The sequence below is a fragment of the Bacillus sp. JZ109 genome (assembly GCF_053903135.1).
The window spans coordinates 1,240,795-1,254,725 of sequence record NZ_CP096388.1 but is presented as its reverse complement, the minus strand read 5'-3'; the positions used below and the strand labels follow the sequence as shown (position 1 = coordinate 1,254,725).

The window sequence follows — 13,931 nt, the reverse complement described above, 5'->3', positions numbered from 1 at the left end:
AATTTCCTCCTAAGAAGCCTCAGGCTTCCATTCATCTCTTACATAGTCATTAGCTCCTCTTATTTTAACAAAGTTCAATTTGAAAGGAAAATACGTGAACTATAAGAGAAGACACAAAAAAGGACGGGAACACAAATAGGTTCCCGCCGTCAAAATTGGCTCCTTGGATGAAGGGGTTCTACTACATCCTACCAGCATAGGTTTAACAGTGCATGAAGATATTGTTAAACCTTTGTAAACATTAGGCGGACTTTTCAGCGGCCCGTTTCAGCGTCACGGTAAAGACAGTTCCCCGTCCAGGCTCGCTTGTGACATCAATTTTCCCTTCATGAGCCTCTATTAAATGCTTGACAATCGCAAGGCCCAGCCCTGTTCCGCCCGAATTCCTGCTTCTGTCTTTATCTACGCGGTAAAAGCGTTCAAAGATGCGCGGAATTTCTTCTTTCTGAATTCCGATTCCAGAATCGGCAACCTCAATCTGAATGTCTTTTTCTCTGGGCTTTACATTGATAGCCACGGAGCCCCCCTCAGGCGTGTAGGTTAATGCATTGTTTACGAGATTAAGAAATACCTGTTTCAGCCTGTACGGGTCACCAGATACATATTGAGGGTCTTTCGGGACATTCAGTTGCAAGGAGATGCCTTTCTCATCCGCCTTATGCTTCAGAAGCGTTTCAATCTCACCAAGCATTTTGGCCGGCTCAAACGTTTCGATACTGAGCGTGAAATTTTGCTGCTCGATTTTTGAGAGATCGAGCAAATCCTGAACCAAAGACTGAAGCCTTTCGCTTTCCTTAAGAATAATAGAGAGAAAGTCAGAAAGCGCCTCTTTGTCCTCCATCGCCCCATCCAATAACGTCTCCGTAAACCCTTTTATGGACGTAATCGGCGTTTTCAGCTCATGAGAAACATTGGCCACAAAATCCTTCCTCATCTGCTCTAATTTCTTTGTTTCCGTCATGTCATGGAAAACGAGCACAATTCCTTTCCATTCATCGTCCGGCCCCATAATCGGAACGCCGTCCACTTCAAAATAACGCCGTTCTATTTTGATCGGAAGTCTTAACAGCTTGCATTTCTTTGTCTCAGTCATAAAAATGTCTTCGACAAGCTGGATCACTTCTTCATGTTCAAATGCATCGTGATAAAGACGGCGCAGCATATGATTCGGATTGATATGAAACTGCTTGGCGTAAGATCTGTTTACGAGATTAATAAAGCCTCTTCCGTCGATCATAATCAGCCCGGAGCCAATGTTTTCAATGACTGTCAGCAGCCGATCCCGCTGCATTTCCTGCGTTCGCGTCATTTCCATCAGATCAATGGCAAGGCTGTTCATCGCATGTCCTAGCTTATCAGAACGCCTAATATAGCCGCCGTACGTCCGTGCATCGTAGTTGCCCTTAGAGAGTTCTGTGGCTACATTTGTCGCTGACTCAATTGACCTTTTATAACGTGAGGTCATGCTGGAATAAAAATAAACAATGACGATAAATGCGGTACAAAGACTGGCCGTCAGCATCCCCCACAATTCGCCTTTTAAGCCGTCGCTTTTTTCAGAGGCGGAAAGCAGCACATATCCTGTTTTTTCACCTTCGCTTCTAAGTGAAAGTCCGTAATAAAGCTTGTTATCTGTTGTTGACAGAATACCCTCATGGCCAGAAACAAGCGCCTGCACCTTTTGGGAATCAGCCGATCTCCCGTTTGACCCATACAGCACCTTGCCGTCTGTATCAATAACGGATGCGCTCACATCAAGCGCGCCGCCTGCATCTTTAATGATTTTCTCATTTGCTTGATTATTCAGATTGCCGGCATCAAGAAGCGAAGCCAAGTATTTTGCTTCTTTTTCAATGTGTTCCTCTGCTTTCCTTTGATCAGATGTTTCAAAAAGCTGCTGTAAAAACAGCCCGAGAACACAAAACACCAGAATCATACAGACAACAAATACAGAAAAAAGGCGCACACGGTATTTATTCATTCATTTTTGGCTCCTCCAGTTTATACCCCAATCCCCTAATCGTTTTAATGTAGATCGGTTTTTTGGTATTGTTTTCAATTTTGTCGCGAAGATGGCTGATGTGCACATCAACAATTCTCGTATCTCCGGCAAAATCATAATTCCAGACTGCGCTCAGCAGCAGGTCTCTTGTCAGAACTCTGCCTTTATGTCTGCCTAAATAGAGCAGCAGTTCGAATTCTTTCGGTGTCAGTTCAAGCTGACTTTCTTTAAAGTACGCTTCATAATGATCAGGCAGGATTTTCAGATCGCCGATTACGATCTGGCCTTCCATTTCATCGTTCTTCATCTCACTAGAGGGCGCAGCTATTTCCGAACGCCTTAAAATCGCTTTGACTCTCGCATTTACTTCCCTTGGACTGAACGGCTTGGTCATATAATCATCAGCACCGAGCTCCAGCCCTAATACTTTGTCGAATTCCTCATCCTTCGCTGTCAGCATTAAAATGGGAAACATCAGTTTTTGCTGTCTCAGCTGCTTGCATACTTCGATTCCGTCCAATTTTGGAAGCATCACATCAAGCACAATCAAATCAGGCTTCTCTGTTTCCGCTTTTTTGAGTGCTTCTTCCCCATCCGAGGCGGTAATGACATCATAGCCTGACCGTTCCAAATTGTACTGTAAAAGAGTAACAATAGATTCTTCATCATCCACAACTAAAATTTTCTTGTTCATGCTGTGCCTCCAGTATTATAATTCCCCGACATCCTATTTCTCTATTTTATGTCATCTTAACATGTTTCATGATTTTATTTTAGCGAAAGCAGGACATTCCGACAATTCGCCTTTTACATCATTTTTAAAAGAAATAAAGATGTGTATGATAGCGCTTTCATTTATAGTAAAAAGAGAAAGGCTGTATTAAGCAAGCCTTTCTCTCTTTTTATTAGGATAATACTTTCATGACATTTTTGACAGATTCAACTGATTTATTCAGCTGCGCTCTTTCATAGTCTGTCAGTTCAAGTTCAATGATTTGCTCAAGACCGTTGCCGCCTACAATTGTAGGAACACCAAGGTAGATGCCTTCATAGCCGTATTCCCCTTCAAGATAAGCAATTGTAGGAAGGACGCGGCGCTGATCTTTCAAGATCGCTTCGACCATTTCTGTCAGAGAAGCCGCAGGCGCATAATACGCGCTTCCGTTTCCAAGAAGATTCACGATTTCGCCTCCGCCTTTTCTAGTACGCTCCACAATTGCGTCAATCCGTTCTTTCGGAATAAGAGTTTCAAGCGGGATACCGCCAGCATAAGAATAACGCACAAGCGGAACCATATCGTCACCGTGTCCGCCGAGTACGAAACCAGTCACATCTTTCACTGACAGGTTTAATTCCTCTGCCACAAATGTTCTGAATCTTGCCGTATCAAGCACACCGGACTGGCCGATTACACGCTCTTTAGGGAAGCCTGATTCTTTGTACACCGCGTATGTCATTGCATCAACAGGATTTGTCAGCACCACAATAATAGAGTCAGGAGAATATTTCACGATTTCCCGCGTAACGCTTCTCATAATCTTTTCGTTTGTAGAGACCAGATCATCTCTGCTCATACCAGGTTTTCTTGCGATACCGGCTGTAATGACAACAATGTCAGAGCCAGCTGTATCCTCGTAATTGGATGTTCCCGTAATTTTTGCGTCAAAGCCTTGAACCGGGCTTGCTTCAAGCATATCAAGCGCTTTTCCCTTTGTCGGGTTCTCCAATTGCGGAATGTCAACAAGAACAACGTCTGCCAGCTCTTTTTGAGCGATTAAAAATGCAGTTGTAGCTCCGGTAAAACCTGCTCCGATAACAGAAACTTTTTTACGAGTATTTCCCATGTCTCTCTTCTCCTTTATGGCTAGTTTTAGGCTTTTTCCTTGCTTAGTCCATGTTTTTGATCAGTTCTTCTCCGAACTCTGAACATTTCACTTCAGTCGCCCCGTCCATTAATCTAGCAAAATCGTAAGTTACGACTTTGGAAGCGATTGTTTTTTCCATAGATTTGATAACCAAATCAGCCGCTTCGTTCCATCCTAAATGCTCAAGAAGCAGAACGCCTGAAAGAATAACTGAAGATGGGTTTACTTTATCAAGGCCTGCATATTTAGGAGCCGTTCCGTGCGTCGCCTCGAAAATCGCATGTCCTGTTTCGTAGTTGATGTTCGCTCCAGGAGCAATGCCGATTCCGCCGACTTGCGCAGCAAGAGCATCAGAAATGTAATCTCCGTTCAAGTTCATTGTCGCAACGACATCAAACTCGTTTGGACGCGTTAAGATCTGCTGAAGGAAAATGTCAGCAATGCTGTCTTTGATAATGATTTTTCCTGCTGCTTCCGCTTCGCTTTGCGCTTTGTTGGCAGCGTCTTTTCCTTGTTCTTCAGCAATGCGGTCATATTGAGCCCATGTGAAGACTTTATCTCCGTATTCTTTTTCAGCAAGTTCATAGCCCCAGTTTTTGAAGGCGCCTTCTGTGAACTTCATGATGTTTCCTTTGTGAACAAGCGTTACAGATTTGCGGCCATGCTCGATCGCATAATCAATGGCAGCTCTGACCAAGCGGCTTGTTCCTTCTTCTGAAACAGGCTTAATGCCGATACCTGATGTCTCAGGGAAACGGATTTTGTTGACGTTTAACTCATTTTGAAGGAAGCTGATAAGCTTTTGCACTTCTTCAGAGCCTTTTGCATACTCGATGCCTGCGTAAATATCTTCTGTATTTTCACGGAAGATGACCATATCAGTATCTTCAGGGCGTTTTACCGGTGACGGCACTCCAGTAAAGTATCTTACAGGTCTTAAGCAGACGAATAGGTCAAGCTCTTGTCTGAGCGCTACGTTCAAAGAACGGATACCGCCGCCGACAGGTGTCGTTAACGGGCCTTTAATCGCGATGAAATATTCGCGGATCACATCTAATGTTTCAGCAGGGAGCCACTCACCTGTTTTATTATAAGCCTTTTCTCCGGCGTAAACTTCTTTCCATGTAATTTTCTTTTCGCCTTTGTATGCTTTTTCTACTGCTGCTTCCAAAACCTTCGAAGCCGCGTTCCAAATATCAGGACCGGTTCCGTCTCCTTCGATAAATGGGATAATCGGGTTGTTTGGTACGTTTAATACTCCGTTAGAGACTGTAATTTTTTCACCTTGTGCCACAATAAAAACCTCCCAGTATGTAATTCATATTTAGAAAACATTTTATTTTTCTTATATATAAAATAAAATGATTTTTCCTAACATTCACTTTAAAGTGTAACCCAATTTTGATGTTCTGAACAAGAGGCTAACCTCATTGACGCAAGCCAGCCTCCAATGGTTCTTTAGGCTCTTTCTTCAATCGGAACGAATTTTTGTTTGTCAGGGCCTGTGTAATCTGCCCGCGGGCGGATCAGACGGTTGTTGTCATACTGCTCAAGAATATGAGCGAGCCAGCCGGACATTCTGCTTACAGCAAAAATCGGTGTAAACAAATCATGGTCAATACCGAGGCTGTGATATACAGAAGCCGAATAGAAATCAACGTTAGGCGGAAGCTTTTTCTCTGATGTGACGATGTCTTCTATACGAATCGACATCTCATACCATTTGCTTTCGCCTGTCAGGTTGGTCAGGCGCTTGCTCATTTCTTTCAGATGCTTCGCGCGCGGATCACCATGCTTATACACACGGTGGCCGAATCCCATGATTTTTTCTTTCTTTTCAAGTTTAGCGCGGATGTACGGCTCAGCGTTTTCCACTTCACCGATTTCTGTCAGCATTTTCATAACGCCTTCATTCGCTCCGCCGTGAAGAGGCCCTTTCAGCGCGCCGATTGCTGCAGTAATGCCTGAATAGATGTCAGAAAGTGTTGCGACGCAGACCCTCGCTGTGAACGTTGACGCGTTCAACTCATGGTCAGCATGTAAAATCAATGCTTTGTTGAAGGCTTCAACCTCAATTGGTGAAGGCTCTTCACCGTTTAATGTGTAAAGAAAATTCTCCGCAATACCGTAATCTTCTCTCGGTTCAACAGGCTCAAGACCCCTGCGAATTCTGGAAAACGCTGCAACCAGGCCAGGCACCTTTGCCTGAAGGCGGATCGCCTTTCTGTAGTTGGCTTCCGGGTTCATGGTATCAGCCTCGCTGTCAAGCAGGCCTAGTAATGAAATTGCTGTCCGAAGAGCAGCCATGGGATGAACATTTTCGAGGGAATAAGATTTGAAGTGCTCAATAATTTCTTGCGGAACGGCAGCTTCCTTTGCAAGCTGCTGCTTTAACTCTTCAAGCTCTTTTTTGTTTGGCAGCCTTAGATGCCAAAGCAAGTAGATGATTTCTTCAAAACTTGCATTCTCTGTCAAATCATCGATATCATACCCCACATATGTAAGGGTATCATCAATAATAGAACTAACAGATGATGTTGTTGCTACAACCCCTTCAAGACCGCGTGTCGCTGTCATATATAACATCTCCTTTTCAATAAATTTCCCCTTTAAGAGTGTTGTAAAAACATGAGGCTTACTTAAAAAGCACGATGCAAGTATTTCTCTCCCCCAAAAAGAAAATGCTTACATTTTACTGGCTGCTGGAACTAAAACCCTTTGCTTATGAAAGAACATAACAAATTCTTATAAGCTTATTTAAGTTTAAGCCTATTCTCATTATAAACAATAATCAGACATTTGTTAAATGTTTACCTATAATTTTTTTTTTCATTCTGTGATTTCCCCGAAAAAACGCCTTTATTTGCGGGTTTTTGCATAAAAAAAAAGCGGCTTTCAGGCCGCTTTTTTTTATGAAGTGAACAGTTTTACGATCTGCATGGCTAAATAAGCAATCCCCGCTCCGATCAGCGGTCCCACCGCAACTCCTCCAAAAAGCGCGACTGCAAGAATGGTCCCGATCACGAGAGCAGTTGTAATATGTGGATCATTTTCAAGCAGGGTCAGGCCGTTTTTTGCAATCAGCGCCACTGCGATCCCCGCTCCAAGGGCGATCCATGCGTAGGAAGACCGCATTGCTTCTCCAAGCTGCTTAAATCCGATTTCTCCCGTGGCAATCGGGACAAGAACGGCGATGGTAATAATGGTCACACCCCAGTTAATGCCTTTTGACTGGATGGTCGGAAATAATTTTTGATCAAGTCCAACGATTTTGATGATCAAAAGGACGGATACAGCAAAGAGCAATGATTGGTTTTTTGCGATAAGTGCGATAGCCAAGAGTAAAATTAAAAATAAATTCGCTTGTGTAAACACATGCCATCCCTCCTTTAAGATGAATGTATTCATATTCAGCCGCAGCGTGAATACATATAAAAAATAGGACATGCTGACGAGAGGAGGACCGTTTTCGTGAATCAATCTTATATCACTATTTTTTTCAGAACCCTCTTTGTCATATCAATGACCGCAGGGTCGATAGCTGCGGCCTATTATTCGTTTCCGTTAACTTATCCGTTCCTGATCGCCCTTATTCTTTCTTCAATGATTCATCCTGTTGTCGATTATTTGGACAAAGTGACAGGATTCCCCCGAACGATAAATGTTCTGGGCGTTCTTGCTTTTTTTCTGCTCGCAGCCTTCGGCGTCCTCACCATTCTGGTAGCCGAAATCGTAACGGGAACAGCCTATCTAGCAAAAACGCTGCCTCCGCATATCAGCACGTTTATTTCATATTGCGAAAAATTGTTTACAACTCATATTCAGCCGCTCTATAACGAGTTAACTCTTTTGTTTCAAGAATTGGAAACGAACCAGCAGGCTTCCATCGTCACTCATATCCAGACACTCGGTGATTCTGCCGCTAAAAATGCCGGGCTCCTGCTGTCCCACATTCTAGAGATGATCCCGAGATTTTTCGCTCTTCTTCCCAATACGGCGGCGGTTCTGATTTTTTCTCTTCTGGCAACCTTTTTTATGACAAAGGATTGGCACAAGCTGAAAGCCATGCTTGTTTTAATTCTGCCGGATCGTGTGACAGCTAACAGCAAAGCAATCAGCAGCGAATTAAAAAAAGCAATGACTGGTTTTATCAAAGCACAAGCCGTCCTCGTTTTCATCACGATGGTGATTGTATTTATCGGCCTTTCTCTCTTAAAGGTTGAACACGCCGCAACAATTGCTTTTTTAATCGGGCTTGTAGATCTTCTCCCTTACTTAGGTGCCGGCTCCGTATTTGTGCCCTGGATTTTGTATTTATCGATTACGGGCCAGCTGCCCCAAGCGATCGGAATTGGTATCCTGTACCTCGTCGTTCTTATTCAGCGGCAGCTGACAGAGCCCAAGATACTAAGTAAATCTATCGGGATCGATCCGCTGGCAACGCTCATCGCCCTGTTTGCCGGCTTTAAATTATTCGGGTTTTTAGGACTGATTGCGGGACCGGCTGTACTCGTCATCATCCAAGCTTTCATCACAACAGGCGCATTAAAAGAAATATGGTCCTATATCACCGTTCAGCAAAAATAAAACGGCAGCCGTTTTTTCATGGCTGCCGTTTTTTATTTGATGATGATCCGCTTATTCTTCGACATTCCTCTCAGCCATTTGAACAGAATTGGCTTACACCAGCCGCGGGTAAACGGGATAAGAAGACAGGCGCCGGCCAAATCTGATAAAAAGCCCGGAAGCATCAGCAATAGACCGCCAATGAAAATGCTCAGACCGTCAGCAATCGCTTCCCCCGGCATTTTGCCATATTGAAGATCACGCTGAACCTTATAATACACTTCGGTTCCTTGTTTTTTTGCAGCTGCTGTGCCGATAATGCCAGTCAGAATCATGAATAGAACTGTCGGCAAAATGCCAATCAGCTTGCCTAAAAATAGGAATATGCCGATTTCTATTGCCGGAAACACAATAAAAAGCAAAAACAAAAATCTCATATCCAAGCCCCCCACACGTGTAACACGTTCTGTTCAACAAAAGGCATGATAAAGAGAAAAGGAAGGGATTCCCCTTCCATTTTCACCTGTAATTAAAGAACGCTCGCACGGCCTTGATAGACTGCGCCTCTGGAAGCGTCAACTGTAATATCCTGGCCATCTGTCAAAATAGATGTCGCATTTTCCAGACCCACGATAACCGGGATGCCAAGGCTTAATCCGACTACCGCAGCATGGCTAGTCAAACCGCCTTCTTCTGTAATAAGAGCAGACGCTTTTTCAAGGGATGTAATCATATCACGGTCAGTGCTTTTGGTAACAAGTACCGCACCGTCAGTCATTTTTTGCTCAGCTTCTTTTGCATTTTGTGCAACGACAACCGGACCGTAAGCTGATTTGCGTCCAATGCCTTGGCCTTTAGCGACGATATCGCCGACAGTATGAACCTTCATTAAGTTCGTAGTGCCGGACTCACCGACAGTGCCTGCTGTAATAACGATAAGATCGCCGTGTTTTACAATTCCGCTGTTCAATGATTTTTGGACAGCATCCTCAAGCATCTCATCTGTTGAGCTCGCATTTTGGCCGCTTTCCGCGAATACACCAGATACGAGGGCAAGCTTTCTGGAAATAGAGTCATTTACAGTAACCGCAACAATCGGAGCCTGCGGACGGTATTTTGCAATCATACGTGCTGTATGGCCGCTTTCTGTCGGCGTTACGATCGCAGCAGCATTCAGGTTAATCGCCGTATGTGCGACAGATTGTCCAATTGCGTCTGTAATTGTCATGCCCACTTGATCTCTGCGTTTTGAGAGAATTTCTTTATAATTTAAAGCTTCTTCAGAACGGGACGCGATGTTATGCATTGTTTGAACTGCTTCAACCGGATAACTTCCGGCAGCAGTTTCACCAGAAAGCATGATCGCATCTGTTCCGTCGAAGATCGCGTTTGCAACGTCACTTGCTTCCGCACGAGTCGGACGCGGGTTGCGCTGCATGCTGTCAAGCATTTGTGTTGCTGTAATAACAGGTTTGCCCAGCGCGTTGCATTTTTTGATCAGTTCTTTTTGCACAAGCGGCACTTCTTCAGCTGGAATTTCCACACCTAAGTCTCCGCGTGCAACCATTAAGCCGTCAGACACTTCGAGAATCGCATCGATGTTGTCAACGCCCTCTTGGTTTTCGATTTTAGGGATGATTTGAATATCCTGAGCGTTGTGCTCTTCAAGAAGCTCACGGATTTCGAGCACATCCGTAGAACGTCGAATGAAAGATGGTGCGATGAAGTCTACTCCTTGCTCAATACCGAAAACGATGTCTCGCGCATCCTTTTCAGTAATACCCGGAAGATTGACACTTACGCCCGGTACGTTAACACCTTTTTTATTTTTGAGTGTTCCGTTGTTTAATACTTTTGTTTTGATTTCGCGTTTAGCGGCATCTACATCAAGTACCTCAAGACCGATAAGGCCGTCATCTAACAGAATCGTTGAACCTTGTTCAACGTCATGGACTAAACCTTCATATGTCACTGAAATTTTATCTGTTGTTCCTACAACCTCGTCCATTGAAATAATGAGCTCTTTGCCTGTTTCAAGCTCAATACCGCCGTTTTCCATTGTATGTGTGCGGATTTCAGGACCTTTTGTATCAAGCAGAATTCCAACGTTCTTGCCAAGTTTTTTACTTGCTTCGCGGATATTTTTAATTCTTGCACCGTGTTCCTCAAAATCTCCGTGAGAAAAGTTTAATCGAGCCACGTTCATTCCTGACTCCATTAATTTCGTAAGCATTTCAATACTTTCACTTGCCGGACCGATGGTACAAACAATTTTAGTTTTTCTCATTTGGTTCACTTCCTTCTGAAATCTTCAGCCTTCAGCTGTACATTAGATAGACAGTTCTTTTGAAAGCTGATACATGTTTTGCTCAACTGTGTGTTTTGTCTCAAGTATTTCTATAATATCATGGTCTACAAGCTTATTGTTTTGTATACCTACACAGCGTCCGCCTTTTCCTTCAAGCAGCAGTTCAACTGCATATGCGCCGAGACGGCTTGCTAACACACGGTCAGCAGCACTCGGAGAACCTCCGCGCTGGATATGGCCCAATACAGATACCCTAGTTTCAAGATTTGTTTCTTCTTCAATGCGTTTCCCGAATTCAACACCGCTGCCTACACCTTCGGCAACAATAATAATACTGTGCTTCTTGCCGCGTTCGTGGCCGCGTTTTAAGCGGGCAATGATTTCGTGCATGTCATAGTCTGCCTCAGGGATTAAGATCGATTCCGCGCCCCCTGCAAGACCGGCCCACAATGCGATATCGCCGGCATGACGGCCCATTACTTCGATTACATATGTACGTTCATGAGAAGTCGCTGTATCGCGAATCTTATCAATTGCGTCAATTACTGTATTTAAAGCTGTATCGAAACCGATTGTAAAATCAGTGCCCGGAATGTCATTATCAATTGTACCCGGTACACCTACACATGGAAACCCGTGTTCCGTTAATTTTTTCGCACCCATATATGAACCGTCTCCGCCGATAACAACAAGGCCTTCAATACCAAGCTTCTTCAAGTTTTCTATCCCTTTTTCACGGCCTTCAACTGTTTTGAATTCAGGACATCTTGCCGTATAAAGCTTAGTTCCTCCACGATGTATAATATCGCCTACTGATCCGAGTTCAAGCTTTTCAATCTTTCCGCTGATCAATCCCGCGTATCCGTTGTAAATACCGTAAACTTCAACATCATGATAGATCGCTTTTCTGACTACTGCGCGAACTGCTGCGTTCATTCCCGGGGAATCCCCGCCGCTCGTTAATACCCCTATACGTTTCATTCTCCATTCACCTCAGCAACATATATGATTAAACATAACATGATCATTGCCCTAAAAACAATGAAAAGGGATCTCCATCCTCCCTATGAAACCTTACCTATTATACAATTAAATAAATTGTTTTTAAATAAAATTTAAGGAATGTCACAAAAAATAAACGTGAGCCAAAGGCTTCACGTTTATTTAGTTTACCCCGATATATTGATCTTCAACCGAGACTTTGCCAATTGCTTTATATTTTTCATAGCGCTGCTGAACTAATTCTTCTTCGCTCAGCTTCAGCAAAGTTTTTAACGATTGTTTAAGGGTTTCGTCCATATAGCTTGCCTGCAGCTTCACATCATGGTGCGCTCCGCCTTTTACTTCTTTAATCATATGATCTATAATACCTAATTCTTTTAAATCCGGCGCAGTGATTTTCATTGTTTCTGCTGCTTTTTTAGCAAGACTGGAGTCCTTCCATAAAAGTGCCGCGGCACCTTCCGGAGAAATAACAGAATAAGTAGAGTTTTCCAGCATATGCAAGTGATTGCCTACACCCAGACCAAGGGCTCCGCCGCTTCCGCCTTCACCGATGACGATGCAGATAACAGGCACTCGAAGGCCGGCCATCTCAAACAGGTTTTTGGCAATAGCTTCACTTTGTCCTCTTTCTTCAGCTGCTCGTCCAGGGTATGCCCCCTTCGTATCAATAAAACAGATAATTGGTCTGTTAAATTTGTCAGCCTGTTTCATCAGACGAAGCGCTTTTCTGTAGCCTTCTGGATGCGGCATCCCAAAATTGCGGACTAGGTTTTCCTTCGTGTCTTTGCCGCGCTGATGCCCGATTACCGTTACAGGGAGGCCGTGGAACTTCGCAATCCCGCCGACAATGGCTTCATCGTCCCCGTACGCTCTGTCTCCGTGACATTCAAAAAAGTCGGTAAACAGGTGTTCGATATAATCAAGAGTTGTCGGACGGTCCGCCAGACGCGCGATTTGAACCCGGTCCCATGGCTTCAAATTTTTATAAATATCATCCTGAAGCTTAGCGAGACGGTCTTCGAGCCGTTCGATTTCCGCACTTAGATCCATATCGGAATCTTGGGTGAATTTTTTTAGTTCGGCAATTTTGGTTTGCAGTTCAATCACCGGTTTTTCAAATTCTAATCTTGGAGCCACTCAATGTCACCTCCTGTTTGATGCATATCCAGCAGATTTTCTAACGTTTTTTTCATATCGTCGCGATGAATAACCGCATCAAGCTGTCCATGTTTTAATAAAAATTCAGCCGTTTGGAAGTCCTCAGGCAGTTTTTCTCCTATTGTCTGTTCAATAATCCGTCTTCCGGCAAAACCGATCAGCGCGCCAGGCTCAGCGAAATTGTAATCGCCAAGGGATGCAAAGCTTGCTGATACGCCCCCGGTAGTCGGATGCGTCATTACTGAAATAATAAGACCCTGTTCTTCACTGAACAGTTTTAACGCAGAGCTTGTCTTAGCCATCTGCATCAAACTTAATACGCCTTCCTGCATTCTAGCGCCGCCTGAAGCCGTAAAAATAATAAACGGAACTTTATCAGCTTTTGCTTTTTCAATCGCAAGCGTGATTTTTTCACCGACGACTGAACCCATGCTGCCCATTCTGAATGAAGAATCCATGACGGCGACAACAGCCGGGTGTCCGCCGATGGTGCCTTTGCCTGTCACAACAGCCTCGTTTAAGGATGTTTTCTCGCGATCTTTTTCAAGCTTTTCCAGATATCCCGGGAAACCAAGCGGATTTTCCGAGAGCATTCCCTGATTGAATTCCTCAAAGGATTGTTCATCCATCAAGCTTTCGATACGCTGTTTTGCGTTCATTGGGAAATGATAATCGCAGTTCATGCATACCCGCATATTTTTATCCAACTCTTTAGTGAGCATGATTTTTTTACACTTAGGACATTTTGTCATAATGCCTTCCGGAACATCGTGCTTCGCTTGTTCGGATGGTACGGAAGCATACTTTTTCTTTTTCGTGAATATATCCTTTAACAAATGATTACCTCCCTTTTGTGAAGGGTTCTCTTCACCGCATGTCATCAAACAGATAGACTTGCTAATAACTTTACCGAAACTATTGTACTTTTTTTGTCAAACGCTGTCATCCTCAATTCGACAACTTTTTATTCGATGACGTGCTCGGAAAGGCTTGTATGAAATCAGATAAGGTGTTGAAACGACAAGGT

12 protein-coding genes are annotated in these 13,931 nt (G+C 43.8%); 1 reads left to right on the top strand and 11 read right to left on the bottom strand.

The features are described 5' to 3' along the window. Nucleotides 1-241: 241 nt before the first annotated feature. The 6 genes from phoR to M1D94_RS06370 all read right to left on the bottom strand — a co-directional run bounded on the left by phoR (nucleotide 242) and on the right by M1D94_RS06370 (nucleotide 7,242). Nucleotides 242-1,981 (bottom strand): sensory box histidine kinase PhoR, encoded by a 1,740-nt coding sequence (gene phoR, locus M1D94_RS06395; RefSeq protein ID WP_172850279.1) that lies wholly within the window; start codon nucleotides 1,979-1,981, stop codon nucleotides 242-244. Then, nucleotides 1,974-2,696 carry a two-component system response regulator PhoP gene (phoP, locus tag M1D94_RS06390; protein ID WP_003229442.1) on the bottom strand — a complete coding sequence of 241 codons (723 nt, stop codon included), beginning with the start codon at nucleotides 2,694-2,696 and terminating at the stop codon, nucleotides 1,974-1,976. The genes phoR and phoP overlap by 8 nt, the downstream gene beginning before the upstream one ends. A gap of 211 nt (nucleotides 2,697-2,907) precedes the next feature. Beyond that, nucleotides 2,908-3,846, bottom strand: coding sequence for a malate dehydrogenase (gene mdh, locus M1D94_RS06385; RefSeq protein ID WP_003237775.1), 939 nt, complete (start codon nucleotides 3,844-3,846; stop codon nucleotides 2,908-2,910). 43 nt (nucleotides 3,847-3,889) lie between these two features. After that, a complete protein-coding gene (gene icd, locus M1D94_RS06380; RefSeq protein ID WP_003229433.1) occupies nucleotides 3,890-5,161 on the bottom strand; it encodes an NADP-dependent isocitrate dehydrogenase in 1,272 nt (423 codons plus the stop codon). Between the two features lie 164 nt (nucleotides 5,162-5,325). After that, nucleotides 5,326-6,444: a citrate synthase gene (citZ, locus tag M1D94_RS06375; RefSeq protein ID WP_014477638.1), complete on the bottom strand. Its 1,119-nt coding sequence runs from the start codon at nucleotides 6,442-6,444 to the stop codon at nucleotides 5,326-5,328. Nucleotides 6,445-6,777: 333 nt separating this feature from the next. Next, nucleotides 6,778-7,242, bottom strand: a complete 465-nt coding sequence (locus M1D94_RS06370) for a DUF441 domain-containing protein (protein ID WP_004398695.1) — start codon at nucleotides 7,240-7,242, stop codon at nucleotides 6,778-6,780. Nucleotides 7,243-7,338: 96 nt separating this feature from the next. Between M1D94_RS06370 and ytvI the strand changes: the two genes are divergently transcribed. Then, the gene (gene ytvI / locus M1D94_RS06365; RefSeq protein WP_038827985.1) at nucleotides 7,339-8,454 is read left to right on the top strand and encodes a sporulation integral membrane protein YtvI; all 1,116 of its coding nucleotides are present in this window, start codon (nucleotides 7,339-7,341) and stop codon (nucleotides 8,452-8,454) included. Between the two features lie 32 nt (nucleotides 8,455-8,486). Here the strand turns inward: ytvI and M1D94_RS06360 are convergent, their stop codons facing one another. The 5 genes from M1D94_RS06360 to accD form a co-directional block, all read right to left on the bottom strand. Then, nucleotides 8,487-8,870, bottom strand: coding sequence for an FxsA family protein (locus M1D94_RS06360; protein WP_424934982.1), 384 nt, complete (start codon nucleotides 8,868-8,870; stop codon nucleotides 8,487-8,489). Nucleotides 8,871-8,962: 92 nt separating this feature from the next. After that, the gene (gene pyk, locus M1D94_RS06355; protein WP_072175316.1) at nucleotides 8,963-10,720 is read right to left on the bottom strand and encodes a pyruvate kinase; all 1,758 of its coding nucleotides are present in this window, start codon (nucleotides 10,718-10,720) and stop codon (nucleotides 8,963-8,965) included. A gap of 42 nt (nucleotides 10,721-10,762) precedes the next feature. Next, nucleotides 10,763-11,722: a 6-phosphofructokinase gene (gene pfkA, locus M1D94_RS06350; protein ID WP_003237788.1), complete on the bottom strand. Its 960-nt coding sequence runs from the start codon at nucleotides 11,720-11,722 to the stop codon at nucleotides 10,763-10,765. A gap of 183 nt (nucleotides 11,723-11,905) precedes the next feature. Continuing rightward, a complete protein-coding gene (gene accA, locus M1D94_RS06345; RefSeq protein WP_003229417.1) occupies nucleotides 11,906-12,883 on the bottom strand; it encodes an acetyl-CoA carboxylase carboxyl transferase subunit alpha in 978 nt (325 codons plus the stop codon). Then, nucleotides 12,868-13,740 carry an acetyl-CoA carboxylase, carboxyltransferase subunit beta gene (accD, locus tag M1D94_RS06340; protein ID WP_017695750.1) on the bottom strand — a complete coding sequence of 291 codons (873 nt, stop codon included), beginning with the start codon at nucleotides 13,738-13,740 and terminating at the stop codon, nucleotides 12,868-12,870. Before accD ends, accA begins: the two co-directional genes overlap by 16 nt. Nucleotides 13,741-13,931: the final 191 nt, after the last annotated feature.